Below are 26,882 nucleotides of genomic sequence, written 5' to 3' on the forward strand. Positions count from 1 at the left end.
AGTCGGTAGCGTCAGTCACTGTCGCTACCAGGAGAGTCCCATGCACGTCTTCGTCACCGGCGGTTCCGGCCTGACCGGCCCCGCCGTCGTCGCCGAGCTGATCGCGGCCGGCCACACCGTCACCGGCCTCGCGCGTTCGGACGCCGCCGCGTCCCGGCTGGAGGGGCTGGGCGCCACCCCGCACCCCGGCTCGCTCGACGATCTCGACAGCCTGCGTGCGGGCGCCGAAGCCGCCGACGGTGTCCTGCACATGGCTTTCGGCGGCGACTTCAGCGATCCCGGCGACATGATGCGCCGCGACCGGACGGCGATCGAGACGCTGGGCCGGATCCTCGTGAACTCCGGCAAGCCGTTCGTGAGCACGTCCGGCACGCTGGTCATGCCCGCCGGCCGGGAAAGCACCGAGCGGGACGAGCCCGACACAGCCGGGCTCGCCGCGTTCCGGATCGCCGGCGAGCGGGCCTGCCTGGACTTCGCCGGGCGTGGCGTGCGGGCGAGCGTCGTCCGGCTCGCGCCCAGCGTCCACGGCCCCGGGGACTACGGCTTCCTCGGCATGCTCGTCGACACCGCCCGCAAGACCGGGAAGTCCGCTTACGTCGGCGACGGCGCCAACCGGTGGCCCGCGGTGCACCGGCTCGACGCGGCGATCCTGTTCCGCCTGGCCCTGGAAGCAGCTCCGGCCGGCAGCGTGCTGCACGGGGCCGCGGAAAACGTCCCGTTCCGGAGCATTGCCGAGACGATCGGGCGCGGCCTGGACCTGCCCGTGGTCTCCCTGACTCCGGACGAGGCCGCCGGCCACTACGCGAGCCCGTTCATGGCCACGGTCTACGGCTTCGACGCGCCCGTCTCCAGCACCTCCACGCGGGAGCTGCTCGGCTGGTCGCCCACCCGGCCGGACCTGCTCGACGACATCGAGCACGCCGACTACCTCTAGCATCACATCCGGATATGCGGATATAGTGCGGACGTGCGTGTTCTGGTGGTGGGACAGGGCCCGGTCGCCCGGGTATTGGCGACGTCGGCGGCCGAGGGGCACCGGGTCGGGTTCGCGGTGCGCGAGCGGACGGCGGAGACCCGGCTCGTCGGGACCCGCCGGCTGCGCAGCGCCCGTCCGGTCGAGCGGCGGAGCGTCGACCTGGTGCCGGCCGACGAGCCCGCACCGGGCTGGGATGTGGTGCTCAGCACGGCCTCGCCTGCCTCGCCCGGCGTCGCCGAGCTGCTCGGGCAGGCGGCGATCGTCGCGGCGGTCACGCAGGTGCCGTCGGAAGTGGAGCTGCTTCGCGAACTGGCGGGCGACCGGCCGTGGGGCCTGGTCGTTCCCGAGTTCTTCGCCACCGGTGCCGATCCGACGTGGTGGTGGCCGCCGGCGCGGGTCCGGTTCACGATCGCCGGTCCCGCGTCGGCGTCACTGCGGTCCTTGTTCGCCCGCCCGCGGTGGTCGCGGACCGCCCCGCTCGCGGCTCCGCTGGTGTCCGCGGCGACGATGATGCCCGTCGTGGCCGGGTTGCACGCCGCGGGCTTCGACCTCGCGGCCGCCCGCCGGTCGTCCCGGCAGCTCGCCGCCGCCGCGACCCAGGCGCGGCACGCGGTCGCGGCCGGATTCGGCGGTCCGAGCCCGCGCCCGGTCCGCCCGCGGGCCGTGGGTGCGGCACTGGCGCTGCTGCCCCGGCTGGCGCCGTTCGACGTGCCGCACTACCTCCGCGGCCACTTCGGCGGGCACGGCCCGCAGACGGTCCGGATGCTGCGGGACTGGGTGGACCTCGGCCGGCGACACGGCCTTTCGACCGGCGAGCTCGAAGAGCTGCTGGCGGGGGTGAGCGCATGATCCAGGACGCACTCACCACGGCGCTGCCCGTGCTGCGGGCACTCGGCGAAGCGACCCGGGTGCAGATCGTCGGGGTCTTCATCGACCGGGGTGGATCCGCCACGGTCGGCGAGGTACAGGCGGCGCTCGGGCTGCCGCAGTCCACGGTGTCCCGGCACCTGCGAATCCTGCTCGACGCCCGCCTGCTGGCGGTGAGCCGGGCGGGCCCGCACCGGATCTACCGCCTCGACGTGCCCGCCGATGCCCTCGACGCGCTCGACGCGCTCACCACCGAGGTGCGGGCCTGCCAGGCGGCGCCGCACGCGTGAGTCACGGCTGGGGCTGCTGACTCGCCAACGTCCCGGCCGCCATGCGGCGTGCCACGTCCCGGCGCAGCCACAGCAGCCACAACCACACCGCCAGGAAGATCACGCCCAGCACCGCGATCGCCGGCAGCCAGAACACCAGCGCGATCAGCACCCCCTGCAGCGCCAGGATCAGCGGCACCGCCCACGGGCGCTTGACGAACCCGCACGTCACGATCAGGGCCACGGCCACCGCGATGACCGTCCAGCCCGTACCCGTCGAGATCCCGCCGCCGAGTTTGTTCACCACCGGGAGGGCGAGGGCGACCGTGATCGCCTCCATGATCAGCGTCCCGGACATCACGCCGCGGAAGCCCTTCATCGGGTCCTTCGGCTTGGGCGTCTCCTGCGCGGGGGACGTCACGCCGGCTCCTTCCCGAACAGCGTGCGCGCCTCGCCCGCCGTGACCACCGAGCCGGTGATCAGCACGCCGCCGCCCGCCAGGGGCTCCTCGGGGTCGTCGTTGGTCTCCACCAGCGCGATCGCCGTCTCGACCGCCGTCTCCAGGTCCGTCTCGGCGACGACGCGGTCTTCGCCGAACACCGAGATCGCCAGCTCGTTCAGCTCCTCCAGCGGCATCGAGCGGGGTGAGGAGTTGCGCGTCACGACGATGTCCGACACCACCGGCTCCAGCGCGTCGAGGATGCCGTGGGCGTCCTTTTCGGCCATCACGCCGACCACCGCGACCAGGCGGCGGAAGGCGAACTCCTCGGACACCGTCGTCGCCAGCGCTCGGGCGCCGTGCGGGTTGTGCGCCGCGTCGAGCAGGACCGTCGGGGCCGACCGGACGCGCTCGAGCCGTCCCGGGGTCTCGACCTCGGCGAACGCCTCGCGCACCGCCTCGACGACCAGCTGCCTGTCCTTGCCCGCGCCGAAGAACGCCTCGACCGCGGCCAGCGCCAACGCAGCGTTCGAGGCCTGGTGAGCGCCGTGCAGCGGGAGGAAGATCTCGTCGTACACGCCGCCGAGGCCCTGCAGCTTCAGCAGCTGGCCGCCGACGGCGATCTCCTTCTCCAGCACGCCGAACTCGCTGCCCGCGCGGGCGACCGCGGCGTCGACCTCGACCGCGCGCTCCAGCAGCACCTTCAGCACCTCGGGGTCCTGCTCGCCGATCACCGCGACCGAGCCGGGCTTGATGATGCCCGCCTTTTCGCGCGCCGCGCCGAGGATGTCCGGGCCGAGGTACTCGACGTGGTCGAGGCCGATCGGGGTGATGACGGCGACGTCGGCGTCCGCGACGTTCGTGGCGTCCCAGGCACCGCCGAGGCCCGCTTCGAGCACCGCGGCCTCCACCGGGGCGTCGGCGAACGCGGCGAACGCCATCCCGGTGAGGATCTCGAACTTGCTCATCGCGACGCCGTCCGCGGCGGCACCGTCCACCATGGACACGTACGGCGCGATGTCGTTCCACAGCTCGGCGTAGCGCGCGGCGGAGATCGGCCGGCCGTCGAGCGCGATCCGCTCGGTGACCAGCTGCAGGTGCGGGCTGGTGTAGCGGCCGACGCGCAGGCCCATCCGGGTCAGCAGGGCGTCGATCATCCGGGCCGTGGAGCCCTTGCCGTTCGTGCCGGCCACGTGCAGCACCGGGTAGCCGCGGTTGGGCTCGCCCAGCAGCTGCGTCAGCGCCGAGATCCGGGTGAGCGACGGCTCGATCTTCGTCTCCGGCCAGCGCTGGTTCAGCTCCGCCTCGACGGCCATCAGCTCGCGGCGCGCCTCGGGGCCGTCCGGGTTGCCGTACGCCTCGGGTTCGCCCTGGTCGTCGAGCTCGTGCAGCTCGGCGTCCTCGGGCACGCTGAGGTCGGGCACCGGGCCGGTGGCGAGGTTGTCACCGAGCTGGCCGACGCCGCCGATCCCGCCGCGCGAGCCCCCGCCCACGTCGAACGCGGTGTCCCGCGCGTCCAGTTCCGGGTCGTGGTCGTCCGAGTCCTCGTACCCCTGGGCACCCAGCTCGTCGACACCCGCGAAACTGTCCAGATCCGACAGGTCCGGCCTGCGACCTGTCTCATCCTGCGGCACTGAATCTCCTCCGGCCTGGGGTTTTCGCACTTGCGATCCGAGTCTACGTGCGTGCTTGATGGCACTCTCGACGCATGCCGTTCAACCACAACCACCACTACCACCCGCTGCTGCTGGACCTGCTGCCGCCCGGCCCGGGGATCGCGCTGGACGTCGGGTGCGGCACCGGCCGGTTCGCCCGGCGGCTGGCCGCGACCGGCATGGCGGTGGAGGCGGTCGACGTCTCGGCGGCGATGGTCGAAGCGGCGGCGGGGCTGGGGTCGCCGGGGCCCGGCGAGATCGTCTACCGGCGGGCCGACGTCACCACCGACGCCCTGCCCGAGGCCCACTACGACTACATCTCGTGCCTGGCGTCGCTGCACCACATGCCGTTCGAGACGGTGACCAAGCTGCGCCGCGCGCTGGTGCCGGGCGGCGTGCTCGTGGTGCTGACCCCGGCCCGGCCGAGCAGCCCGGTGGACTGGGCGCGTGAGCTGGCGGCCGTGCCGCTCAACGCGCTGGCGCGGCTGGTCGTGTATACGGGCGAGCAGCTCAACGGTGGCGGGGAGGCCGGCCCGCAGGCACCCACGCTGTTCCGGTTCCCCACGATCGCCGAGCTGCGCCGCGAGTCTGCCTGGCTGCTGCCCGGGAGCACGGTCCGGCCGCTGCTCTTCTGGCGCACCTTGATCGCTTACCGTGAACAGGGAGACGGTGACCCGACTGGCGGGTGAAGTTCGTCCCCGTCGGCGTCCGGGGCTCGCTACAAGTGGAGGCAGCGTTTCCACCAGCGAGAACGGGGTCTTCATGCGCATCACCCGGCTGCTCGTCGCCGTCTCCTCGGCAGCCGTCCTGCTCACCACCGCGACCCCCGCGTCGGCGGCGGGGATCCACCACTACGTCGCCCTGGGTGATTCCTACACCTCCGGGCCGTTCATCCCGATGCAACGGTCCGACCCGCTCGGCTGCGGGCGGTCGACGGCGAACTACCCGTCGGTCGTGGCGGCCGCGCTGAAGCCCGGCGTGTTCACCGACGTCAGCTGCGCCGGTGCCGTCACCGGCTCGATGACCGAGCCGCAGAAGGTGTCGTTCAACGGCACGAACGCTCCCCAGCTGGCTGCGTTGCGCCTCGACACCGACCTGGTCACCGTCGGTATCGGGGGCAACGACTTCGACCTCTTCGGCCGGCTCCTCGCGACGTGCCCGGGGCTGCGCGCGGGCGCCCCGACCGGCAATCCCTGCGAAAAGCACTTCACCGTCAACGGCGTCGACACCGTGCAGATGGCCATCACCGCCATCCAGCCGCGGATCGAGGCCGTCCTCGCCGCGATCCACCAGCGCTCGCCCGGAGCGCGGGTGATCGTCGTGGGTTACCTGCGGATCGCGCCGGAGAGCGGCTCCTGCCCGGCCATCCTCCCCTTCGCCGAAGGCGACTACGCCTGGTTGAACCGCGTCGAGAGCGATCTCAACGCGGCCCTCGCGGACGCGGCCGCGGACGGCGCCGCGGAGTACGTCGACACCTTCGGCCCGTCGCGCGGCCACGACGCCTGCGCGCGCGGCGGCTCGGCGTGGATCAACGGCAAGGACCAGAACATCCTCGCGGCGGCCGCCTACCACCCGTTCCAAGCCGGGATGGCCGGCGTGGCGGCCGTGGTGCTCAAGGCGCTGCGCTGACGAACTCCAGCACGAGCCGCGCGAACTCGTCCGGCAGCTCGGCCGGGGCGCCGTGGCCCGCGTCGATCGCGGCGGCGCGTGCGTCCGGGATCGCGGCGACCAGCTCTCGCTGCTGGTCCGCCGTGACGATCCGGTCGTGCGTGCTGCCGAGCACCAGCACCGGCGCGGTGATCCGGCCGAGGACCGGCCGCAGGTCGACCGCGCGATCGGTCTCGATCTGCCGGTCCGCGCCGGGCTGGATCACCGTTTCCAGGGTCTTGACGAGCTGTTCGTTGCTCTCGGCGGTGGCCTGCTCCCAGTAGCGCGGCCCGAACGCCATCAGCGGGAGCATGCGGGCGAAAGTCCCCGTTTCGAGCAGGTCCAGCCAGTAGCGGAACTCGGCGTCCTGCCGGACGTCGGTGGCCGGCCAGGCGGCGTGCAGCACCGCCGAGCGCACCCGGTCCGGGCGGGTGCCGGCCAGGTGGGCCGCCACGACCCCGCCGAGCGAGTGCCCGACGACGTGGGCGGTGCCGGTTCCCGCGTGGTCCAGGACGGCCACGGCTTGGGCGGCGAGGGCTTCGACGGTGATCGGGCCGCCGCCGTCGGTGGTCAGGCCGGAACCGGGGAAGTCGGGGGCCAGGACGGTGAAGCCGGCCGCCTGCGCGGTCAGCGGCGCCCACTGTTCGCGGGACGCGGCGGTGCCGTGCAGCAGGAGCAGCGCGGGACCGTCGCCGGTCCGGTCGTAGTGGACGACGGTGTCTCCGAGCGTCACTTTGGGCATGGTCGTCCCCTTCAGGCGGCGATGGTCCGGAGCGCGGCGGTGAACGCGCGCGGGTTTTCCTGGTGCGGCACGTGCCCGCAGCCGGCGAGCACGTGCACGCGCGCGCCAGGGGTCGCCGCGGCGCAGCTTCGCGGCACTTCGAGGGGGATCTGGGCGTCCAGCTCGCCGTGCAGATAGGTGATCGGGACGGCGAGGCCCTTGAGCCGGGGCCGCGGGTCGTAGGTGGTGCATTCGGTGAACAGCTCGTCGATGTAGGCGCCGGAGTCGAGCAGCTGGCGGACGGTCCACTCGACGAGCTCGCGCGCGGCGCCGGGGGCGAACCAACCCGGCACCCAGCCGGCCAGCGTGCCGGCCCGGTCGTCGACGAGCTGTTTGCGCAGGTCACGGACCTGGTCGAGCATGCCGGTGCTCGGCCAGTACCCGGGGCTGTCGACCGCGACGACGCGTTCGACCAGGTCCGGCCGGGCCAGGGCGAGCTCGGTGGCGAAGAGGCCGCCGATGCTGGAACCGACGACGGTGGGCTTGATCCGCAGCGCCTCGATCGTCTGCACGAGGTCGGCCGTGACACCGGCGATGGTGTTGCCGTCGGCGGGGTGGTCCGAGCGGCCGCACCCACGCCAGTCGAGGGTGACGACGCGGTGGTCGCGCACGAGATCGGGCAGGCACGAGTGCCAGACGCGCCCGCTGGTTCCCCAGCCGTGCAGGAGCAGCAGCGCGGGGCCGGTGCCGGCGTCTTCGTAGTGGAGGCGGGTTCCGTTGACGTCCAAGGAGGGCATGCCGGTCATGGAACCGCGTGCGTCCGGCGGCTTCGATGAGCAGTCCGCTCCTACACTGATCACGAAGCCTGATGAATGGGGGCCGGTCGTGGAACTGCGTCAGCTGAGGTATTTCGTCACGGTGGCGGAGGAGCTTCACTTCGGCCGGGCGGCCGAGCGGCTGCACATCGTCCAGCCGGCGGTGAGCCAGCAGGTCCGGCGGCTGGAGCGGGAACTGGGGGTGACGCTGCTGGCGCGCACGACGCGCAGCGTGTCGTTGACGGAGGCGGGCCAGCGGTTCCTGCCGCAGGCGCGATCGGTCCTGGCGGCGGCGGACCGGGCGGTGGACTCGATTGCGGAGTTCCGGCCTTCCGGGGCCTTGGTCCGGCTGGGGACGAGCGAGGGTCTGGGTGATCGGCTGGAGGTTTTGCTGGGAGCGTTCGCGCGGCTTTCTCCGTCGGCTTCGTTGGAGTTGCTCCACGCGCCGACTCTTCAGCGGCTTCAGCGGGTCCGGGACGGTTCCCTGGACGCGACCATCGTGCGGGGGTCGTGGCCTTCCCCGGGGCTCGACTTCACTCCCTTGTGGATGGACGAGGTCTGGGTGGCGCTTCCGGCTTCGCATCCACTGGCTTCTTCTCCGGTCGTCGAGTTCGCCTCGCTGGCTTCGCTTCCCGCGCGATTGAGTCCGCCTTCGCGGAATCAGCCGTTGTACGACCTGGTGATGTCTTCCTGCCGGGAGGCGGGGTTCGAGCCGGTGCTCGGGAAGGAATTCACGACGGCGCAGGACACGCTGGGGACACTGGGATTCGGCCGTCCACACTGGACGGTGTTCTACCGGGCACACGCGAACCTGCTGCCGGTCCCGGGCGTGGTGTTCCGGCCGCTTCGGGATCCTTCGCCGCGGATGCCGACGTACCTGGCGACGTCTTCGGATCGGCGGTTGACGCCGGAACTGGTGGCGTTGATCGAAGCGGCGCGGGCCACCGAAACACCAGCTACCAGCCGTCCGTTCCCCAGAGGATCTTGAAGTCCGGATCGGCGATCACCACGGCGATTTCCCCGGCGCCAGGAGGGGCCTCGAACTCGAAGACCACTCTTTCCGCGGACGAGCCCGGTCGAACCGAGAACACCTGAACGACTTCCGTGGGATGGCTGCCTCCCTGACCACCGAAGGTCTCGTCATCGTTCATCGATCCGGGGCCGCCGGCAATCCGCACGGTGACCGCTGTCTCGCTCACCGACCCGTCAGGCAGGCCCACCCTGACCTTGATCATCCCCAGGACGGGACGGGGAGACACGGAGTTCACCTGGTGGTCGACAGCACAAGCAACTCTCTGAACGCCTCCGCCACTTCGCAGGGTGAAGCGATATCCGACCTCGTAGTGCAGACCATCCAGGTAACCGGGCGGGACTCGTACTGGCCTGGTGGCATTCCCACCCGCCCCGACGGACTCGCAAGGGACTCCCAGCTCCAATCGTGTGGCCGGCGGCAGCGAGGTCTCCCCCGACCCCATGAGAACGGCGGCGGTGACGGCAGCGACCACTGTTCCCGCGGTCGCAAGAAGCCGACGCCGGCAGCCCTTCCTCTGGTTCACCGGCAGCGGAGCGTCGCCGTCTGACGGCATCCCCGATTCGCCGCAATCTCCGTGCAGTTCCGCGAAGTATCGCCACCACTGGCGTTTACAATACTTGATCGCGGCCGCACAGTCCACACCTTCGCAGGCAATCACGTAGGCAAGGACGTGTTCCCACCGAGGCAGCTTCTTACCGTTCGCCGCCGTGGACAGGACGGACGCGGAGAAGTGCACTCCGGGACGCGCCGCCAGTTCCCGGTAAGTCGGGCTGCCCGCGTTTTCCCTCAATTGACGCAAGGCGGCGCCGAACCGAGCCTCGGGGCCGGACCCGAGATCCAGACTCGACTCCGGGCGCCCCGGCTTCGCCATCATCCGGTTCCCCTCAAGCCGACGGCCGGGGGCGACCGGCATGCTTCGAACACGGGACCACCGGAACTCCGCCACACCGGGTCTTGAGCAGGCTGTTCACCAGGGCAACCACGACGACGGCTTCCCCGTTCGCCGCCGTTAGAGCCGCCAGGAACGCGACACCGTCGTGCTGGATGATCCACGTCAGCACGGCAATACTGGTGAACACGGTCAAGTACAGCCACCGCACGGCTCGTGCAGTGGTGCCGCGCGGACGCGATGCCGCGACCGACACCACGGAATTGCTGGACATCCTCGGCTCTCCTGCTCGGCGTAACTGACAGTTCAGGGCGACCGTGCGACCGGTATTCAACGCGCCCGGAGCAAGTATGTCCGAAGGGAAAGACCGGCTTCCACTTGTCGGCGCAGTCTCAAATCAATTCCGCGGGCTTCGAGCCCACCCGGTTCAGGGGCGTCGGTATACGCGACAGAACGAACTGAGCAGCCCCCGATTTCCACGCTACCCGAGGGGTACGACAAAGCCCGGCACTCCCGTGAAGAAGTGCCGGGCTTGTCCACAACCTCAGGAAGCCGGCAGAGCCGCCAAGCGGGCCGTGATGCGGTCGATGTCCGCGACCGCCGTTTCCTTGCGGGTCTTGATCTTCGCCACCACCTGCTCCGGGGCCTTCGCGATGAATGCCTCGTTGCCCAGCTTGGCCTCGGTCTGCGACAGCTCCTTCTCCGCCGCCGCGAGGTCCTTCTGGAGACGCTTGCGCTCCGCCGCCACGTCGACCGTGCCCGACAGGTCCAGCTCCACCGTCACCACGCCGTCCGGCAGGGCCACCTCCAGCGACGCGCTCGCCGCGAAGTCGTCCGCCGGCTCGGTCAGGCGGACCAGCGAACGGATCGCCGGCTCGTGGCCGCCCGCGTAACCCGCCAGGCGGGACGCCACCTTCTGGCCCGGCTTGAGGCCCTGGTCCGCGCGGAACCTGCGGATCTCCGTCACCAGCTTCTGGACGTCCGCGATGTGCGCGTCGGCCGAAGCGTCCGCGTAGCCCTCGAACGGAACCGGCCAGGACGCGACCACCAGCGACTCGCCGCCGGTCAGCGCCGTCCAGAGCTTCTCCGTGATGAACGGGATGAACGGGTGCAGCAGCCTCAGCACCGTGTCCAGCGCGTGGCCCAGCACCGAACGGGTCGCGGCCACCCGCGCGTCATCGCCCTGGTACAGCTGGACCTTCGCCAGCTCCAGGTACCAGTCGCACAGCTCGTTCCAGGTGAACTGGTAGAGCGCGCCCGCCACCTTCGCGAACTGGAAGTCCTCGAACAGGCCGTCCACTTCGGACACCAGCGCGCCGAGCCGCCCCAGGATCCAGCGGTCCGCTTCCGTCAACTCCGCAGCAGGGGGCAAGGGGGCAGCGGCCGAAGCCCCGTTCATCATCGCGAACTTCGTCGCGTTCCACAGCTTCGTGCAGAAGTTGCGGGAACCCGCCGCCCACTCGTCGGCCAGCGCCATGTCCGCGCCCGGGTTGGCGCCGCGGGCCAGCGTGAACCGGGTCGCGTCCGCGCCGTACGCGTCCATCCACTCCAGCGGGTCGATCACGTTGCCGCGCGACTTCGACATCTTCTTGCCCTGGGCGTCGCGGATCAGCCCGTGCAGGTACACGTGGTCGAACGGCTGCTTGCCGTCCATCTGGTGCACGCCGAACATCATCATCCGGACGACCCAGAAGAACAGGATGTCGTAGCCGGTCGACAACACACTGGTCGGATAGAACTTCGCCAGGTCTTCCGAAGACGAAGGCCACCCCAGGGTCGACATCGGCCACAGGCCCGACGAGAACCACGTGTCCAGCACGTCCGGGTCCTGCGTCCAGCCTTCCGGGGGACACTCGTCGTCCGGGCCGACGCACACCACTTCGCCGTCCGGACCGTAGTACACCGGGATGCGGTGGCCCCACCACAGCTGGCGCGAGATCGTCCAGTCGTGCATGTTGTCGACCCAGTCGAAGTAGCGCTTGCCCAGCTCCGGCGGGTGGATCTTGGTGCGGCCGTCGCGGACCGCGTCGCCGGCCAGCTTGGCCAGCTCCTCGACCTTGACCCACCACTGCAGCGACAGCCGCGGCTCGACGACCGTGTCGCACCGCGAGCAGTGCCCGACGGCGTGCACGTACGGGCGCTTCTCGGCCACGATCCGGCCGGCCTCGCGCAGCGCCGCCACGACCGCCGGCCGCGCCTCGAACCGGTCGAGTCCCTCGAACGGCCCCGGCGCGGTGATCTCGGCGCGCTCGTTCATGATCGTCAGCATCGGCAGGTCGTGGCGGCGGCCGATCTCGAAGTCGTTCGGGTCGTGCGCCGGGGTGACCTTCACCGCACCGGTGCCGAACTCCGGGTCGACGTGCTTGTCGGCCACGATCGGGATGCGGCGGCCGGTCAGCGGCAGCTCGACCTCGGTGCCCACCAGGTGCGCGTACCGCTCGTCGTCCGGGTGGACGGCGACCGCGGTGTCGCCCAGCATCGTCTCGGCGCGGGTGGTGGCCACCACGATGGCGTTGTCGCCGTCGCCGTAGCGGATCGACACGAGCTCGCCGTCGTCGTCGTTGTGGTCGACCTCGATGTCCGAGAGCGCCGTCTGGCAGCGCGGGCACCAGTTGATGATCCGCTCGGCCCGGTAGATCAGGCCCTCGTCGAAGAAGTTCTTGAACACCGTCTGGACGGCCTTCGACAGGTTCTCGTCCATCGTGAAGCGCTCACGCGACCAGTCGACGCCGTCGCCGAGTCGCTTCATCTGGCCGAGGATCTTGCCGCCGTACTCGGCCTTCCACTCCCAGACGCGCTCGACGAACTTCTCGCGGCCCAGGTCGTGGCGCGAAAGGCCCTCGCCGGCCAGCTGGCGCTCGACGACGTTCTGCGTCGCGATGCCCGCGTGGTCCATGCCCGGCAGCCACAGCACCTCGTAGCCCTGCATGCGACGGCGGCGGCTCATCGCGTCCATCAGCGTGTGGTTGAGGGCGTGGCCCATGTGCAGGCTGCCGGTGACGTTCGGGGGCGGCAGTACGATCGAGAACGGCGGCTTCCCCGACGAAGCGTCGGCCGTGAAGTACCCGGCCGCTACCCAGCGGTCGTACATCGGGGCTTCCTCGGCGGCCGGGTCCCAGGCACCCGGAAGGTCGGTGGTCTGCTGCGGAGCGTTCTCGGTCACAATGGACAAGTCTACGAACCCGTCACGGCGGGTCACCCAGGGGGAAGGCACTCGGGATGGCAGAGCCTCAGCAGCCGCAGGATCCGGACGACCGGCGCCTCGAGACGCACCCGGACCTGATGAACCCGGACTGGCAGAAGCACGCCCAGCGGGACGCCTGGCTGGGCGCGAAGAAGGACCTGAAGAAGCGCCGCAAGCGCGAGCGCCGGTCGGGGGGTTTCCAGCAGCCGGGGCACAGCCGCTGGCCGGGCGTGCTGGCCCTGCTCATCGTGGTCGGGCTGGTCGCCGCGGCGATCATCGTGCACCAGCTGCAGGGTTTCGGCGTCAACGAACTCGCGTACTTCGGCTGACGCCCGTCCTCCGCCGTCGATGATCGAATCGTCGGCGGTCCCGACCTTCGACGGCTGCCCGCAGTAGCAGCCTCCCAGATGCACAGTCTGGACTGAACAGTTAGACTGTGTGTATGGGCGAAGTACCTCCACACGTGGCCGAGAGCGCCGGCTGGATCCGCGGGGTCGTCGGGCAGCTGCACCGGCGGCTGCGCCAGGTCGACAACGCCGGGATCCTGACGCCCTCGCAGTCCGCCGTGCTGAACCGGCTCCTGCGCGAAGGCCCGGCCACGCAGGGTGAGCTGGCCGCCGCCGAGCACGTGCGCCAGCAGTCGATGGCCGCCACCCTCGGGGTCCTCGACGAGCTCGGCTACCTCGCCCGCACGCCCGATCCGGCCGACCGGCGGCGCGTGGTGATCAGCCTGTCCGACGCCGGCCGCGACACCGTGCGCGGGATCCAGCAGCACCGCGACGAGTGGCTGGCCCAGGCCCTGCTCGACGAGCTGTCCCCCGCCGAGCTCGACGCCGTCACCCGCGCGCTGCCGCTGCTGCAGCGCATCGCGCAACGCTGAAAAAGCCGAACCGCTGAAAAGCCGAAGGAGTTCCTCACGAGCACCGTCACCGCTCCCGCCAAGTTCGGCGCCCGCCTGGTCACCCCGCTGGTGGCCGGCGCGGTGCTCAACCCGATCAACTCCACGCTCATCGCCGTGGCGCTCGTGCCGATCGGGCAGAGCTTCGGTGCCGGCCCGGGGCAGACCGCCTGGCTGATCTCGGCCCTCTACCTGGCCACCGCGGTCGGGCAGCCGGTGGTCGGCCTGCTGGTCGACCGCCACGGCGCCCGCCGCGTCCTGCTCGGGGGCGCGAGCCTGGTGATCGTCGCCGGGATCGCGGGCATGATCCCCGTCTCCGTCGGCTGGCTGACCGCTGTGCGCGTCGTCCTCGGCCTCGGCACGTGTGCCGGGTTCCCGGCCGCGATGGCCGTCCTGCGCCACCACGCCGAAGCGCACGGCCAGGGCGTGCCCGCGCGGGTGCTGTCGCTGCTTTCGATGTCCGCCCAGACGGTGATGGTGATCGGCCCGACGCTGGGCGGGCTGCTGATCGGCCTCTTCGGCTGGCCGGCGATCTTCGCGGTGAACATCCCGCTCGCCGGGCTGTCGCTGGTCCTGGCCCTGCTGTGGGTGCCGAAGGACGACCGCGGCGAGCGCACCGCCACCCGGATCGACGTGCTCGGCATCGCATTGTTCTCCGCGACCCTGCTCGCGCTCCTGTTCTTCCTGATGGACCCCGGCGCCGAGGTCTGGCTGCTCGCCGTCGTCGCCGCCTTCGGGACCGCGTTCACGCTGGTCGAGCTCCGACGCGACGCGCCCTTCCTCGACCTGCGGATGCTCGCGGCCAACGGCGCGATCCTGCGGACCTACCTGCGGCAGGCGCTGAGCTTCATGGCCATCTACGCGATCATGTTCGGGTACGTCCAGTGGCTGGAGACCGCCCGGCGGCTGTCCGAGGAAGCCGCCGGGCTGATGCTGCTGCCGATGTCGGGCACCGCCGTCTGCGCCGCGGCCTTCTCCGGACGCGGGTCCGGGATCAAGGCGCGGCTGGTCACCGTGGCGGTGGCGCTGGCCGGCGGCTCGGCGCTGCTGCTGCTCGTCCACGACGGCACGTGGGTCGGCGCGCTGCTCGCCCTGGCCGCGTTGTTCGGCCTCGCCCAGGGCCTGACCAGCGTCGCGAACCAGACGACGCTCTACCGCGAGGCACCCGCCGAGCAGATGGGCACCGCGAGCGGCCTGTTCCGCACGGCCCAGTACCTCGGCGCGATCGTGGCCTCGACGCTCATCGCGCTCTGCTACGGCCCGCACGCCGACTCCGCCGGCCTGCACCGGCTGGCCGTCGCGCTGGTCGTCATCAGCGGGCTGCTGCTGGTGGTCACCGTCGTCGACCGCGGGCTGCGCGCCGAACAGGCCTGACCCTCGTGGCGCCCGGCGATCATCGAGGCGCACGATGGACACATGACCCGTGAAGCGCCGGCGCAGGACGTGGACGAAACCCGCCTCGAGGTGGGCAAGCCGAAGGGCTGGGCGGCCGGGATACCGGGTGTCGCCGTGTCGCTCGCGCGCAGCGTCGAGCAGATGGGCACCGGCCGGACGATCAAGGCACTGCGGCTGCTGAACCAGCGCGAAGGCTTCGACTGCCCGGGCTGCGCGTGGCCGGAGCCCCGCGAGGTCGACGGCGAGAAGCGCAAGCTGGCCGAGTTCTGCGAAAACGGCGCCAAAGCCGTCGCCGAGGAGGCCACGAAACGGCGGGTGAGCCGGGACTTCTTCGCCGCCCACCCGATCGCGGACCTCGAGACCAAGACCGACTACTGGCTGGGCCAGCAGGGCCGGATCACCGAGCCGTTCGTGCTGCGCGAAGGCGCGACGCACTACGAACCGATCTCCTGGGACGACGCGTTCGAGCTGGTCGCGGGCGAGCTCAAGGCGCTGACCGAGCCGGACGAAGCGATCTTCTACACCTCCGGCCGCACCAGCAACGAGGCCGCGTTCCTCTACCAGCTGCTGGTGCGTTCCTTCGGCACCAACAACCTGCCGGACTGCTCCAACATGTGCCACGAGTCCTCCGGCGCGGCCCTGGCGGCGACCACCGGCATCGGCAAGGGCTCGGTCAGCCTCGCCGACATCCACCAGGCCGACCTCATCGTCGTCGTCGGGCAGAACCCGGGCACCAACCACCCGCGGATGCTCTCGGCGCTCGAGGAGGCCAAGAGCCGCGGCGCGCAGATCATCGCCGTCAACCCGCTGCCCGAGGCCGGGCTGATGCGGTTCAAGAACCCGCAGAACGTCCGCGGCGTCGTCGGCAAGGGCACCCCGCTGGCCGACGAGTTCGCCCAGGTCCGCCTCGGCGGCGACCTGGCGCTGTTCCAGGCCGTCGGGCACCTGCTGCTGGCCTGGGACGCCGAGGCGCCCGGCGCGATCGTCGACCGCGAGTTCGTCGACCGCGTCACCGAGGGCTTCGACGCCTACGCGAAGCACCTCCAGGAGATCGACTGGCCGGAAGTCGAGCGCGCGACCGGCCTCCCCCGCGCGCAGATCGAGCGCGTCGCCCGGATGATCGCCTCCTCCGAGCGCACCATCTACTGCTGGGCGATGGGCCTCACCCAGCACAAGCACGCCGTGCCGACGATCTCCGAGATCGCGAACCTCGCCCTGATGCGCGGGATGATCGGCAAGCCGGGCGCGGGCCTGTGCCCGGTGCGCGGGCACTCGAACGTCCAGGGCGACCGGACGATGGGCATCTGGGAGAAGATGCCGCAGTCCTTCCTGGACGCCCTGGCGGGCGAATTCGGCATCGAGGTCCCCCGCGAGCACGGCTTCGACACCGTCGACGCCATCCGGGCGATGCGCGACGGCCGCGGCAAGGTGTTCTTCGCCGTCGGCGGCAACTTCGCGTCGGCGACGCCGGACTCGGAGCTGACCGAGAAGGCGTTGCGCTCCTGCTCGCTGACCGTGCACGTGTCGACGAAGCTCAACCGCTCGCACGTCGTCCACGGCCGCACGGCGCTGATCCTGCCGACGCTCGGCCGCACCGAGCGCGACGTCCAGGCCGGCGGCGAGCAGTTCGTCACGGTCGAGGACTCGATGTCGCAGGTGCACACCTCGCGCGGACGCCTGAAGCCGGCGAGCGAACACCTGCTGTCGGAGATCGCCATCGTCTGCCGGCTGGCGGAGAAGCTCTTCGGGCCCGGTCACGCCGTTCCGTGGCGCAGCTTCGAGACCGACTACGACCTGATCCGCGACCGGATCTCCCGGGTCGTGCCGGGCTGCCACGACTACAACGACCGCGTCCGCGAGCCGGACGGCTTCGTGCTGCCGCACGCTCCGCGCGACTCCCGCGAGTTCACCGGGACCGCGAACGGCAAGGGCAACTTCACCGTGTCGGAACTCGAGTACCCGCGGGTCCCCGAGGGCCGGCTGCTGCTGCAGACGATGCGCAGCCACGACCAGTACAACACCACGATCTACGGCCTCTCGGACCGCTACCGCGGGATCGAGAACGCCCGCCGCGTGGTGCTGGTGAACCCGGACGACCTCGCGGCGCTCGGCTTGGCCGACGGGGCGATGGTCGACCTGGTCTCCGAGTGGCGCGACGACCCGGACCGTCGCGCGGCGGCGTTCCGGGTCGTCGCCTACCCGACCGCCCGCGGCTGCGCGGCGGCGTACTTCCCGGAGGCGAACGCGCTGGTGCCGCTGGAATCGGTGGCGGACAAGTCGAACACGCCGGTGTCGAAGGCGATCGTCGTGCGGCTCGAACCGGTCCGGGCCGAACCTCAGCCCTGATAGTTCCGCTGCAGCGTGCCGGTCATGTCCGTGACCACGGCCTGCACGTTGTCCAGCGTCGCGGGCGGGATCAGCGCGGCCTCGGTCCCGCCGTCGGCGATGGCCAGGCCCAGCACGACGTTCCCGGTCCGCACGGCGGCCCACTGCTCGGAGAAGCCGGACTCGTCGCCGACGCCGGTGGCGAGCCGGACGCCCGAGTGGTCGCCGAGCGCGTCCGTCATCAGCTGGCTGGCCTTGCTGGCGGCCTCGTCCGGGTCGGACTGCGTGAACCGCACCACCGCGATCGTCACGAGCCGGTAGTCCTGCAGGTTGGGCTTGCCGCCGCCGAGGTCGCGCGCGAACAGCCGGCGGCAGGTGGTGACCTCGTTGCCCTCGCTGGCGTGGTCGTCGGGGATGACCTTGGACTCGGCGAGCTTCACCGAGTCGACCGGGATCTCGACGGTTCCGGGCGCGAGCTGCTGCTCCGCGTTCGGCCCGGGCAGCCGGCAGGCGTCTATCGCGCCCGGGTAGTGCACCGAAGCGGACGCCGACTGGCACCCGGCACAAAGAACGGCTGAAGCGAGGACGGGCAAGATCCACCCGCCCCGGGCGACACTGCTGCGCATAAATCCCGGACTTTCCGTATTCCCTGAAATCGATTTTCCAAGATCGCCCACCGATCGGGTGAACTTTCGACCGCCCACGCGGTCCTGCCCGCGCCGACGGTCACCGCACCCTGCCTCACCAGCGCGGCAGCGTCAAGACCACTGACCCGGGTGGTCCACCGTGGTCCAGTCGGGACGATCCTCGCGGGAATTCCCCGCGCATTTCAGGGATTCGACGGAAAATCCGGAACTCCGCCGTCGATCAATTCACCCCGCCGGTCAGAAGACGCAAACGACGCCGTTCGACGTGATCGGCTCGTCCGCGGCGCCCGCGGGAGCGCCGCCGCCGGCGGACACGCCGGGACCGGAGTAGACCGACCCGAGCACCACCTCGATGTGGCCGGCCGGCACCGACGCGGACTGCTGCGTCGTCAGCCCGCCCAGCAGCTTCGCCACCTCCGCGCCGCGCTCGGCCAGGGCGGGACCGAAGCGGACCAGCGACGTCCGCCGGGTCTCCGAGTTGCCGGCCGCGCGCGAGGTGAACCCCTTGTCGTGCAGGACCCCCGCCACGCGGGTCGCGAGCCCCGCCTTCGGGCCGGCGTTGGAGACGTCGACGGTGACCGAGGCGGCCGGCGTGGAAGGCGCGGCCGGCGTGCCGGACGGCGCCGGGGCCGCGCCGCCGATCAGGTTCGCCGCGAACGCCTTCACCGCCGCCGGGTCGACCTGCACCGCCGTCGCCTTGGGGTTCGCCGGGTCGTAGCGGTAGTCGACGTTGCCGACCGGGATCGTCGCGAACTGGATCCCGCCGCCGCTGACCCCGCGCATCTGCCCGACGAAGTCGAGGAGGTTCCACGAGTCGTCCAGCACCACCGAGCGCTTCACCGCGTCGATCAGGTCCGACAGCTTCCCCGGATCGGCCAGCGTGCCCGCCGAGAGCACCTGCCTGGCCAGCCCGGCGAGGAACACCTGCTGGCGCCGGACGCGGGCGAGGTCGGTGCCCGGGAGGCCGTCCCGCTGCCGGACGAAGGCGAGCGCGTCCGCACCCGCGACGCGCTGCGGCCCGGCCTGGAAGTCCGCGCCCGAGTTCTTGTCCTTGGTGGCTTCCTTCAGGCAGACCTCGACACCGCCGATGGCCTTGCTGATCTCGTAGAAGCTGAGCAGGTTGACCTCGGCGAAGTGGTCGATCTTCACCCCGGTGAGGTCCTCGACCGCCTGGCGCGTCGCCCGCCGCCCGGCGGTGAGCGCACCTTGGTTGATCTTCGCCTTGTCGGTCTCGCCCGCCCGGCGCAGCCGCCCCGCTTCGGTCGCCTTCGCCCGCCCGAACGCGGCGTTGATCTTGCCCTTGCCGCCCGCCATCGAGACGTAGCTGTCCCGGGGGATGGAAAACGCTTTCACCTCTTTGGTGCCGTTCGGGATCCGCAGCACGATCAGGGTGTCGGTGAGGTCGTCGCCGTTGGCGCCGGCCCGCAGCTCGCGCAGCACCTCCGGCGCCAGCGGCTTGCCCTGGTTGTCCTCGCGCGCGTCCCGGCCGACCAGGAGGATGTCGAGCGAGCCGTCGGCGGGCTGTTCCCCCGGCTTCGTCTCGCCGTCCGCGTCGATCACGCTGTCGCGCGTCACCTCGTCGAGGGCGCGGAGGTTCGTGTAGCCGTACGCGGTACCGCCCAGTACGACGAGGGCCAGCCCGGCGACGACGATCTTCCCCAGTGGATGCACGCCCTCTGGACGCCTGGACGCCGGGAACCGCTGCACGAGTGAGACCCGGGTCACATCCGCAGCTGCGAGGCTCCGTTGAGGTCGAGGATCGCGCCGGGCGCCCAGGCCGCGTCGGCCGAGGCCAGGTAGACGCCGGCCGCGGCGACCGGGTGCGCGGTCTCGCCGGGCAACGCCACCAGGGTGACCTCCGCGTCCTCGGCCCTGTGTCCATAGTGGACGGAGAGGCGGTCGCCGCCGGCCGCGAAGGCCGTGGCCACGGCGCGCCCGATGCCGCGGGACGCGCCGGTGACCAGCACTCCCCTGCTCAGCCGAACAGCTGCACCAGCTTCAGGAACAGCTGGTACACGCCGTAGCCGAAGGGGATCACCACCCACGCCCAGGCCAGCACGATCAGCGGCACCCGGTTGGGCTTCGTCGACGGTTCGGTCATCACGCGTCACTCCTCACGGCCTCGCGGACCGGCTCGTGGTACTTCTCCTTGACCGGGCGCACCAGCTCGTTGGCCACGAAACCGACCACGAGCAGGCCGATCATGATGTAGAACGACGTCGTGTACAGGTCCGGGCCGGACTTGCCCGCCGCCTTTTCGCCGTCGGCGATGCGGTTGACGATCAGCGGGCCGAGCACACCCGCCACCGACCACGCGGTGAGCAGGCGGCCGTGGATCGCGCCCACCTGGTAGGTGCCGAAGAGGTCCTTCAGGTACGCCGGGACGGTCGCGAACCCGCCGCCGTAGAACGACAGGATCACCATGGCGCACAGGATGAACACGAGCTTCGACGAGTTCTGCGTCAGCGCGATCACCAGGTACAGCACCGCACCGACGCCGAGGTAGGTGCGGTAGATGTTCTTGCGGCCGACCAGGTCCGAAGTGGACGACCAGACGAACCGGCCGAGCATGTTGCACAGTGACAGCAGCGCGACGAACCCGGCCGCCGCGGCCACGCCCACCGGCGTCGACGTGCCCTTGAAGAAGTCCTGGATCATCGGCGACGCCTTCTCCAGGATGCCGATGCCCGCGGTGACGTTGAAGCACAGGACGACCCACAGGCACCAGAACTGCGGCGTCTTGATCGCGTTGGCGGCCGAGACGTTGGCCGTGCTGATCATCGCCTTGCCGTGGTCGGTCTTCGGCTCCCAGCCCGCCGGCTTCCAGTCGTCGGCCGGCACCCGCACGAGCAGCCAGCCCATCGACATGAACGCCGCGTAGACGAGGCCGTGGATCAGGAACGCCGTCGCGATGGTGCTCGTCGTCGGCGTGGTGCCCAGCATCGACGACGACCACGGCGAGGCGATCAGCGCACCGCCGCCGAAGCCCATGATCGCGATGCCGGTGGCCATGCCCGGCCGGTCGGGGAACCACTTGATCAGCGTCGAGACCGGGGAGATGTAGCCGATGCCGAGCCCGATGCCGCCGACGCCGCCGTAGCCGAGGACGACCAGCCAGAACTGCCCGGTCGCCACGCCGAGCGCGGAGATGAGGAATCCGCTGGCGAAGCAGCACATCGACACGAACATCGCCCAGCGCGGGCCGTTCTTCTCGACGAGCGTGCCGCCGAACGCGGCGGAGAGCCCCAGCATGACGATGCCGAGCTGGAACGGCAGCGAGCTCTGCGTGCCGTTGAGGTGCAGTGTCTTCTCGAGCGGGGTCTTGAACACGCTCCACGCGTAGGCCTGCCCGATCGACAGGTGTACCGACAGGGCCGCCGGCGGCACCAGCCAGCGCGTCCAGCTGGGGGGTGCCACGATCCGGGATCGGTCCAGGAAGCCGAGAGCCATCGGTTCCCTCCGTATTCTGGGGATGATGGTGGGAATGTATTACTAAATACCCGGTGTTGCACCATACGAGTGTCGAACTTTCGGGCAGCGAAGGGTGTGCTGATGGGCAGGGTGACCGTGCGCAGGCCGGTGCGGCGGATTTCCGCGACCGGGGACCGGCGCCGCCTCGACGCGCTGGCGGCCGAAGAGCCCCTGGAGCTGCGGGTCGGCGGCCGGGCGCTGGCGGTCACCATGCGCACCCCCGGCCACGACGTCGAGCTGGCCCACGGCTTCCTGCTGTCCGAAGGGGTGATCGGCGGCCGCGAGGACATCGCGGTCGCCCGCTACTGCGACGGCGTCGACGACCAGGGCCGCAACACCTACAACGTGCTGGACATCGCGCTGGCCGACGGCGTCCCGCCGCCCGACACCGGCGTCGAGCGCAACTTCTACACCACCTCGTCGTGCGGCGTCTGCGGCAAGGCCGCGCTCGACGCGGTCAAGCTCCGCACCCGCTTCTCCCCCGCCGAGGCGGGGTTCGCGGTGAAGAGCGAGACGTTGTCCGGCCTGCCGGACGCGCTGCGCGCCCGCCAGAAGGTGTTCGCCAGCACCGGCGGCCTGCACGCGGCGGCCCTGTTCACCCCGGACGGCGAACTCGCCGTGGTCCGCGAGGACGTCGGCCGGCACAACGCGGTGGACAAGGTGCTGGGCTGGGCGGTCCTCGACGGCCGGATCCCGGCGCCCGGCCTCGGCCTGCTGGTGTCCGGGCGCGCCTCGTTCGAGCTGGTCCAGAAGGCCGCGATGGCGGGCATCGGGCTGCTGGCCGCGGTCTCGGCACCGTCGTCACTGGCGGTGGAGCTGGCCGAGGAGAACGGCATCACCCTGGTCGGCTTCCTCCGCGGCGACTCGATGAACCTCTACACCGGCGACCACCGCATCCTGACCTAGACCGAGGCGACCCAGTTGCCGTGGAAGCCGTTGGGCACGCGGTCCGGCAGGTGGATCGCGGCCACCGTGTCCAGCGTGCCGGCGTCCAGGATCGTCAGGTCGCTGCGCTGCGTCGCCGGGTCGAACACGAAGCCCATCAAGACGCCGTCGTCCTCCGCCGCGTCGTCGTGGCGGGGCACGAACACGAACTCGCCCGGCTGGCGGCCGGCGCCGAACGCGCGCTCGTCCCGCGCGCCGGTGTGGAAGTCGTGCTTGTACAGCGAGCCACCGGGCTCCGCGCCGCCGTCGGCCGCCATCGCGTAGCCGTAGCGGTGGCGGCGGCCGATCAGGCGCTCGTCCACGCGCGGGAACTCCTGGCCGCGGTCGTCGAGACGGTCCTCCAGCACCTTGCCCGTGGCCAGGTCCACGGTCCAGCGGTCCAGCGTCGGGCCGCCCTCGTCGGGGCCGTTCAGCCCGCGGTCGAACATCTTGGGGTGGCGGACGACGTCGAGGACGATGCTGTCACCGTCGTCGTAGGCGTTGAGCGGGTGGAAGACGTAGCACGGCTCGACGTCGAACCACCGGACGTCCCCGTTGCCCCCTTCGCGCGGCATCACGCCGATCCGCGCCGGGTACTTCGGGTTCCAGCGGTAGGGCAGGCCGCCGTTCGCGCCGAGCTTGCCGGCCATCATCGCGGTCACCGGGTCCGGCACGCGGACCTTGCCGACCATGGCCGACACCACCAGCTTCGCCGGCGTGCGCAGCGCGGCCGGCACGCTGGCGGCGACCGCCATCTCGGCGTTGAACGTCACCGGCAGGTCGTAGAAGACGACGTGCTTCTCGGTCAGCGAGAAGTCGTGCATCATCGGCGACCCGGTGACCTCGACGTCGACCGTGCGGCGGGCGCGGCCGGCCGCGTCGATCACCGAGTACTGGACCTTGTTCCCCATGCCGAAGAAGTACGAGACGGCGTGCAGCTCGCCGGTGCACGGGTCGCGCTTGGGGTGGGCGGTGTAACCACCGGGGAGCGTGCCGTCGAAGTCGCAGCGGCCGGCGGTGTCGAGTTCGTCGGTCAGCTCGTAGATCGGCGCGCCCGCCTCGACCAGGGCGAGGGTCTTGCCCGCGTGGCCGATGACGTTGGTGTTCGCGCCGAGCGCGCCCAGCCCGCAGAACCGGCTCGTGTCTTCGCCGTTCAGCGCCGCCGTGACGGCGGGGTTGCGGACCCACCGGTTGCGGTACCACTCGGCCTTCCCGTCGCGCAGGCGCACGCCGTGGACCATGCCGTCGCCCATGAACCAGTGGTAGGCGGCCGGATCCACCTCGGAGAGCGGATTCGGGCCGTTGCGCAGGTACCGGCCGTCGAGGAACTCCGGGATCCGCCCGGTGACGTCGAGCCCGGTGATCGTGTGCTCCTGGCTGACCGGAGCGAAGTTGCCTTCGAGGAACTTGTTGCCCATGTGACCCTCACGCCTTCCATAACTCGGTTATAGAACCAGGTATAACAGGGTTATGAGATACTGGCAAGCATGAGCCCCAAACCGCGCGCGACCGACGTCAAAACTCGGCTCGTCGAGGCCGCCATCCGGTTGCTCGACGAGAACGGCCCCGACGCCCTCCAGGCCCGCAAGCTGGCGGCGGAGGTCGGCGTCTCGACGATGGCGGTCTACACGCACTTCGGCGGCATGGCCGCGCTGGTCGACGCGGTCGCGCAGGCCGGCTACCTGCGCCTGTCGGGGTGGCTGGCCGGGGTCGGGGAGACCGACGACCCGGTGGCGGACATCTTCAGCCTGGCCCGCACCTACCGGCAGGCGGTCGCCGAGCAGCCGCAGCTGTTCGCGGTCACCTTCGGCCAGACCTCACCCGGCGGCAAGCGGGCGACGCTGTCCGACCTCACGACCGCGGCCGGCCGCGAAGCCGCCCAGGAGGGGCTGGAGGCCTTCGCCCACATCGTCCGGGCGACCGAGCGGGCCATCGCGGCCGGCCGGTTCCGGCCGGCGGACGAGTACCAGGCGGCCGCCCAGCTCTGGAGTGCGCTGCACGGATTCGTCACACTGGAGGCGTCGGGGCACTTCGGCCCCGGTGAACAGGGGATAGACCACATTTTGATCCCCCTCGGGATCACCATGGCGGTGGGTCTCGGGGACACTGTGGACGAGGCCGGGCGCTCGGCCGAGGCCGCGCGGGCGGCTTGGCGGGCGAGGACCGGAAACGCCGGGCAGGGTGAGAACGAATAACCCGGTGAACGGGGACGCCGGGGAACGCGGAGCGGGTGCGCGGCGTCCTTGATGAGGGGGCAGGGGGATGGAGACAGGGTGAACGAGCAAAACGGGGACGCGGAACCGGCCGGGGCGGTCGTCGAGGCGGTCCAGGGGGCCCGGCGGTGGATCGGCCGCCGGTCGGTGCTGATCGCGGGCGCGTCCGGGCTGGCCGTGACCGGGCTGGCCGTCGGCACCGCGACCGGCAAGCTGCCGTTCAGCCAGGCCCTGCAGCGGACAGTCGGCGTGACGTCGTCGAACCCGACGACCCAGCTGGGCAGCACGCGCGTCGAACGCGTCTACTCCGCCGCGCGCGGCCGGATGGTCGACCTGGTGTTCATCCTCCCGTCGAAGACCCCGCCGAAGGGGCTGCCGATGTCGCTCGCGCTGCACGGCCTGCACGGCAACGCCCGCAGCGCGGTACCCACCGGCACGCTCAAGCAGCTCGCCAGCGACGTCGCCCGCAAGGCGGTCCCGGCGTTCGGCTTCGTGGCCGTCGACGGCGGCGACAACTACTGGCACCAGGTCCACCCCGGCGACGACCCGATGGCCATGCTGCTGGAGGAGGTCCCGCAGTGGCTGCGGGCCCGCGGCTTCGCCGGCCCGGCCGGCCAGCCGTTCGCCTGCACGGGCATGTCGATGGGCGGGTTCGGCGCGCTGGTGTACACGCGCCGCCGGATCGAGCGGCGCCAGCCGCCCGCCGCCGTCGCGACGCTGGCCCCGGCGCTGATCACGTCGTGGCCGGAGATGGCCAAGCGGCACATCTTCACCGGCATCCAGGACTGGACGGCCCTCGACCCGCTGCGGCACATCGACGAGACCAAGAGCGTTGCCAACGGCATCTGGTGCGGCACGGAGGACTCGTTCATCACCGGCGTCCGCCGCTACATCGACGCGGCCCACCCGGCGGTCGCGCACACCGCCCACGGCAAGCACGGCGACCCGTTCAACCGCACGGTGGTGCCGAGCCTGATCAGTTTCCTCGGCAAGCACGTCCCCCGCGCCGACTGACCCAGCCCGCCTCGCATGCAGTGAATGACTCATTCCTGGCATCCGATGACAGGAATGAGTCATTCACTGCGTTCGACCGGCGGGTCGGGTCAGCGGGTGAAGTGGATGCGGGTGGTCGTGCGGCCCGGGACCCAGTACGTGCGGACCAGGTCGGCCAGGCGGTTGACCAGCAGCAGGCCGCGGCCGCCCAGGGTGGTCACCGAGGGCGGGATGCGGCCGGCCAGTGGCTCGGCGATCGTGCCGTCGTCGCAGACCTCGCCGACCACCTGCGACGCCTCCGCCCACAGCCGAAGCACGCCGGTGCCGCCGCCGTAGAGCACGCTGTTCGTCGTCAGCTCGGCGATCGCCAGTGTGAAGTCGTCGCGGCGGGGGCGGCGCAGGCCGTGCCGGGCCGCCCAGATCTCCGCGAAGCCGCGCAGCGACGCCAGCTGCCCGATGTCGAACCCGCGCTCGACCGCGCCCGGCGGTGGCTCGAGCGGCCGCGTGAAGTCCGCCCGGACGCCGTCGGGGTCGAAGCGCGGGCTGGTGAACGGCCCGGCCAGGCCCCACAGCTCCGGGTGGGTCCGCTCGGCATCGGCCAGGACCGCCGGCGGCAGCTCCCCGACGTCGTACGGGCAGAGCACCGCCAGGTCACGCCCGGCGAAGGCGTTGTTGATGAGGGCTTCGTGCACCACGCACGCCGGGTACTCCGCGTCCGTGCGCGCGGCCCAGATCGGCTCGCCCACGATGCGCACCGGGCCGGCGTGCTCGCCGGCGAACGCGTGCAGCACCGACGGCAGGATGGCACCGGGGTTGCGGCCCGCCCGCTGCATGTCGATCAGGCGGACGTCGCCGGCCCGGTCTTCCAGGGCCTTCTCGATCAGCAGCAGGTTGCGGCCGGGAACGGCGACGGCCGCGGGCTCACCCCGGTCGAGACCTTCGAGGAGGAACGGGATGACACCGTCCAGGTACTCGGTGTCGCCGCGATAGAAGAGTGCCGGATGCCGGAACGGTCCGAGGGCATCTACCACAGTAGTTTTTTTACCCAACCGGCGAGCGCTTCAAACCCTCCGGACGTCGGGAATTCACTCCACCCAACGGCCGACGACGGCGATCAGCCAGAAGCCGACGATGGTCGCCAGCGCGAACAGCAGGACCCAGTTGAACAGCTGACGCCGCTCGGTCACGCCGCGGGCCTGCCGCAGCCCGTACGCCGCGACGACGAACAACGGCACCGGGATCAGCGGCAACGGCGAGAGCCGAGACACGACGGCGACGACGCACGTCCCGGTGAACACGGCCAGCATGCCCATCAGCACCCGGTGCAGCCACGGGCACCGGTCGGCGACGGACGCGATCACGCGCTCGCTCAGCTCACGAAACCCCAGGACCGGCCCAGCCGGGGTGGTCCTGGCGGGTTCCGGGGCCGGCGGCGCCGGCGCTTGCACGCCGCCGGCGGGAGCGGCCCCGGAACCCGGGAAGGAGTCAGCAGTCATTCAGCTTTCCTGTCGGGTCTCCGGG

General features: G+C 71.2%; 27 protein-coding genes and 1 pseudogene. 13 read left to right on the plus strand and 15 right to left on the minus strand.

Going from position 1 to position 26,882, the window contains the following annotated elements; all coding sequences use genetic code 11:
- The first annotated feature begins 40 nt into the window (after nucleotides 1-40).
- The 3 genes from AB0F52_RS31030 to AB0F52_RS31040 are packed head-to-tail and all read left to right on the plus strand — an operon-like array spanning nucleotide 41 to nucleotide 2,133.
- Nucleotides 41-934 carry an SDR family oxidoreductase gene (locus AB0F52_RS31030; RefSeq protein WP_360178760.1) on the plus strand — a complete coding sequence of 298 codons (894 nt, stop codon included), beginning with the start codon at nucleotides 41-43 and terminating at the stop codon, nucleotides 932-934.
- Between the two features lie 33 nt (nucleotides 935-967).
- Nucleotides 968-1,825 (plus strand): hypothetical protein, encoded by an 858-nt coding sequence (locus tag AB0F52_RS31035; protein ID WP_360178763.1) that lies wholly within the window; start codon nucleotides 968-970, stop codon nucleotides 1,823-1,825.
- Nucleotides 1,822-2,133 carry a metalloregulator ArsR/SmtB family transcription factor gene (locus AB0F52_RS31040; protein WP_360178766.1) on the plus strand — a complete coding sequence of 104 codons (312 nt, stop codon included), beginning with the start codon at nucleotides 1,822-1,824 and terminating at the stop codon, nucleotides 2,131-2,133. Before AB0F52_RS31035 ends, AB0F52_RS31040 begins: the two co-directional genes overlap by 4 nt.
- A 1-nt stretch (nucleotide 2,134) precedes the next feature.
- Here the strand turns inward: AB0F52_RS31040 and AB0F52_RS31045 are convergent, their stop codons facing one another.
- Together AB0F52_RS31045 and AB0F52_RS31050 are read right to left on the minus strand one after the other, a co-directional pair.
- Entirely contained in the window at nucleotides 2,135-2,533 is a 399-nt protein-coding gene (locus AB0F52_RS31045) for a DUF4233 domain-containing protein (RefSeq protein WP_360178769.1), read from the minus strand.
- Nucleotides 2,530-4,185, minus strand: a complete 1,656-nt coding sequence (locus AB0F52_RS31050) for a folylpolyglutamate synthase/dihydrofolate synthase family protein (RefSeq protein WP_360178772.1) — start codon at nucleotides 4,183-4,185, stop codon at nucleotides 2,530-2,532. The genes AB0F52_RS31045 and AB0F52_RS31050 overlap by 4 nt, the downstream gene beginning before the upstream one ends.
- Nucleotides 4,186-4,259: 74 nt before the next feature.
- On the opposite strand from AB0F52_RS31050, the gene AB0F52_RS31055 reads away from it, so the two are divergent.
- Nucleotides 4,260-4,895, plus strand: coding sequence for a class I SAM-dependent methyltransferase (locus AB0F52_RS31055; protein ID WP_360178775.1), 636 nt, complete (start codon nucleotides 4,260-4,262; stop codon nucleotides 4,893-4,895).
- Between the two features lie 73 nt (nucleotides 4,896-4,968).
- Nucleotides 4,969-5,835, plus strand: coding sequence for an SGNH/GDSL hydrolase family protein (locus AB0F52_RS31060; RefSeq protein ID WP_360178778.1), 867 nt, complete (start codon nucleotides 4,969-4,971; stop codon nucleotides 5,833-5,835).
- Here AB0F52_RS31060 and AB0F52_RS31065 read toward each other — a convergent pair.
- Both AB0F52_RS31065 and AB0F52_RS31070 read right to left on the minus strand, forming a co-directional pair.
- Nucleotides 5,819-6,595 carry an alpha/beta hydrolase gene (locus AB0F52_RS31065; RefSeq protein ID WP_360178781.1) on the minus strand — a complete coding sequence of 259 codons (777 nt, stop codon included), beginning with the start codon at nucleotides 6,593-6,595 and terminating at the stop codon, nucleotides 5,819-5,821. The genes AB0F52_RS31060 and AB0F52_RS31065 overlap by 17 nt on opposite strands.
- Nucleotides 6,596-6,606: 11 nt before the next feature.
- Nucleotides 6,607-7,371 carry an alpha/beta hydrolase gene (locus AB0F52_RS31070; RefSeq protein WP_360178784.1) on the minus strand — a complete coding sequence of 255 codons (765 nt, stop codon included), beginning with the start codon at nucleotides 7,369-7,371 and terminating at the stop codon, nucleotides 6,607-6,609.
- 88 nt (nucleotides 7,372-7,459) lie between these two features.
- Between AB0F52_RS31070 and AB0F52_RS31075 the strand changes: the two genes are divergently transcribed.
- Complete coding sequence (locus AB0F52_RS31075) at nucleotides 7,460-8,377, plus strand: LysR family transcriptional regulator (protein ID WP_360178787.1); 918 nt, start codon at nucleotides 7,460-7,462, stop codon at nucleotides 8,375-8,377.
- Here AB0F52_RS31075 and AB0F52_RS31080 read toward each other — a convergent pair.
- The 3 genes from AB0F52_RS31080 to AB0F52_RS31090 form a co-directional block, all read right to left on the minus strand.
- A complete protein-coding gene (locus AB0F52_RS31080) occupies nucleotides 8,346-9,296 on the minus strand; it encodes a helix-turn-helix transcriptional regulator (protein ID WP_360178790.1) in 951 nt (316 codons plus the stop codon). The genes AB0F52_RS31075 and AB0F52_RS31080 overlap by 32 nt on opposite strands.
- 10 nt (nucleotides 9,297-9,306) lie before the next feature.
- The gene (locus AB0F52_RS31085) at nucleotides 9,307-9,585 is read right to left on the minus strand and encodes a hypothetical protein (protein ID WP_360178793.1); all 279 of its coding nucleotides are present in this window, start codon (nucleotides 9,583-9,585) and stop codon (nucleotides 9,307-9,309) included.
- A gap of 270 nt (nucleotides 9,586-9,855) precedes the next feature.
- Complete coding sequence (locus AB0F52_RS31090; protein ID WP_360178796.1) at nucleotides 9,856-12,474, minus strand: valine--tRNA ligase; 2,619 nt, start codon at nucleotides 12,472-12,474, stop codon at nucleotides 9,856-9,858.
- A 56-nt stretch (nucleotides 12,475-12,530) separates the two neighbouring features.
- Between AB0F52_RS31090 and AB0F52_RS31095 the strand changes: the two genes are divergently transcribed.
- The 4 genes from AB0F52_RS31095 to AB0F52_RS31110 all read left to right on the plus strand — a co-directional run bounded on the left by AB0F52_RS31095 (nucleotide 12,531) and on the right by AB0F52_RS31110 (nucleotide 17,134).
- The gene (locus tag AB0F52_RS31095; RefSeq protein WP_103343410.1) at nucleotides 12,531-12,824 is read left to right on the plus strand and encodes a hypothetical protein; all 294 of its coding nucleotides are present in this window, start codon (nucleotides 12,531-12,533) and stop codon (nucleotides 12,822-12,824) included.
- Nucleotides 12,825-12,937: 113 nt separating this feature from the next.
- Nucleotides 12,938-13,375: a MarR family transcriptional regulator gene (locus tag AB0F52_RS31100; RefSeq protein ID WP_360178799.1), complete on the plus strand. Its 438-nt coding sequence runs from the start codon at nucleotides 12,938-12,940 to the stop codon at nucleotides 13,373-13,375.
- A gap of 90 nt (nucleotides 13,376-13,465) precedes the next feature.
- The gene (locus AB0F52_RS31105) at nucleotides 13,466-14,767 is read left to right on the plus strand and encodes an MFS transporter (RefSeq protein ID WP_360178802.1); all 1,302 of its coding nucleotides are present in this window, start codon (nucleotides 13,466-13,468) and stop codon (nucleotides 14,765-14,767) included.
- Between the two features lie 42 nt (nucleotides 14,768-14,809).
- Nucleotides 14,810-17,134 (plus strand): FdhF/YdeP family oxidoreductase, encoded by a 2,325-nt coding sequence (locus AB0F52_RS31110; RefSeq protein WP_360178805.1) that lies wholly within the window; start codon nucleotides 14,810-14,812, stop codon nucleotides 17,132-17,134.
- On the opposite strand, the gene AB0F52_RS31115 is transcribed toward AB0F52_RS31110, so the two are convergent.
- The 5 genes and pseudogenes from AB0F52_RS31115 to AB0F52_RS31135 form a co-directional block, all read right to left on the minus strand.
- Nucleotides 17,125-17,649, minus strand: coding sequence for a hypothetical protein (locus AB0F52_RS31115; protein ID WP_360178808.1), 525 nt, complete (start codon nucleotides 17,647-17,649; stop codon nucleotides 17,125-17,127). The genes AB0F52_RS31110 and AB0F52_RS31115 overlap by 10 nt on opposite strands.
- 348 nt (nucleotides 17,650-17,997) lie before the next feature.
- Complete coding sequence (locus tag AB0F52_RS31120) at nucleotides 17,998-19,431, minus strand: LCP family protein (RefSeq protein ID WP_360178957.1); 1,434 nt, start codon at nucleotides 19,429-19,431, stop codon at nucleotides 17,998-18,000.
- 158 nt (nucleotides 19,432-19,589) lie between these two features.
- Nucleotides 19,590-19,739: pseudogene (locus AB0F52_RS31125) on the minus strand (SDR family NAD(P)-dependent oxidoreductase); the annotation flags it as partial.
- Nucleotides 19,736-19,861, minus strand: a complete 126-nt coding sequence (locus AB0F52_RS31130; protein ID WP_360178811.1) for a hypothetical protein — start codon at nucleotides 19,859-19,861, stop codon at nucleotides 19,736-19,738. The pseudogene AB0F52_RS31125 and the gene AB0F52_RS31130, both read right to left, overlap by 4 nt.
- The gene (locus AB0F52_RS31135) at nucleotides 19,861-21,210 is read right to left on the minus strand and encodes an OFA family MFS transporter (RefSeq protein WP_360178814.1); all 1,350 of its coding nucleotides are present in this window, start codon (nucleotides 21,208-21,210) and stop codon (nucleotides 19,861-19,863) included. Before AB0F52_RS31135 ends, AB0F52_RS31130 begins: the two co-directional genes overlap by 1 nt.
- 102 nt (nucleotides 21,211-21,312) lie before the next feature.
- Here AB0F52_RS31135 and fdhD point away from each other — a divergent pair, with 102 nt between their 5' ends.
- Nucleotides 21,313-22,137 carry a formate dehydrogenase accessory sulfurtransferase FdhD gene (gene fdhD, locus AB0F52_RS31140; protein WP_360178817.1) on the plus strand — a complete coding sequence of 275 codons (825 nt, stop codon included), beginning with the start codon at nucleotides 21,313-21,315 and terminating at the stop codon, nucleotides 22,135-22,137.
- Here the strand turns inward: fdhD and AB0F52_RS31145 are convergent.
- Nucleotides 22,134-23,573, minus strand: a complete 1,440-nt coding sequence (locus AB0F52_RS31145; RefSeq protein WP_360178820.1) for a carotenoid oxygenase family protein — start codon at nucleotides 23,571-23,573, stop codon at nucleotides 22,134-22,136. The two genes, fdhD and AB0F52_RS31145, sit on opposite strands and share 4 nt — an antisense overlap.
- Before the next feature lie 69 nt (nucleotides 23,574-23,642).
- On the opposite strand from AB0F52_RS31145, the gene AB0F52_RS31150 reads away from it, so the two are divergent.
- Nucleotides 23,643-24,350 (plus strand): TetR/AcrR family transcriptional regulator, encoded by a 708-nt coding sequence (locus tag AB0F52_RS31150; protein ID WP_360178823.1) that lies wholly within the window; start codon nucleotides 23,643-23,645, stop codon nucleotides 24,348-24,350.
- Nucleotides 24,351-24,428: 78 nt separating this feature from the next.
- Entirely contained in the window at nucleotides 24,429-25,382 is a 954-nt protein-coding gene (locus AB0F52_RS31155) for an alpha/beta hydrolase-fold protein (protein WP_360178826.1), read from the plus strand.
- Nucleotides 25,383-25,471: 89 nt separating this feature from the next.
- Here AB0F52_RS31155 and AB0F52_RS31160 read toward each other — a convergent pair whose 3' ends face one another.
- A complete protein-coding gene (locus AB0F52_RS31160) occupies nucleotides 25,472-26,392 on the minus strand; it encodes an anti-sigma factor RsbA family regulatory protein (protein WP_360178829.1) in 921 nt (306 codons plus the stop codon).
- A 54-nt stretch (nucleotides 26,393-26,446) separates the two neighbouring features.
- Nucleotides 26,447-26,857 carry a hypothetical protein gene (locus AB0F52_RS31165; RefSeq protein WP_360178832.1) on the minus strand — a complete coding sequence of 137 codons (411 nt, stop codon included), beginning with the start codon at nucleotides 26,855-26,857 and terminating at the stop codon, nucleotides 26,447-26,449.
- Between the last annotated feature and the right edge of the window lie 25 nt (nucleotides 26,858-26,882).

It is taken from the genome of Amycolatopsis sp. NPDC024027 (assembly GCF_040638975.1).
In the GTDB taxonomy this organism is placed as follows: Bacteria; Actinomycetota; Actinomycetes; order Mycobacteriales; family Pseudonocardiaceae; genus Amycolatopsis.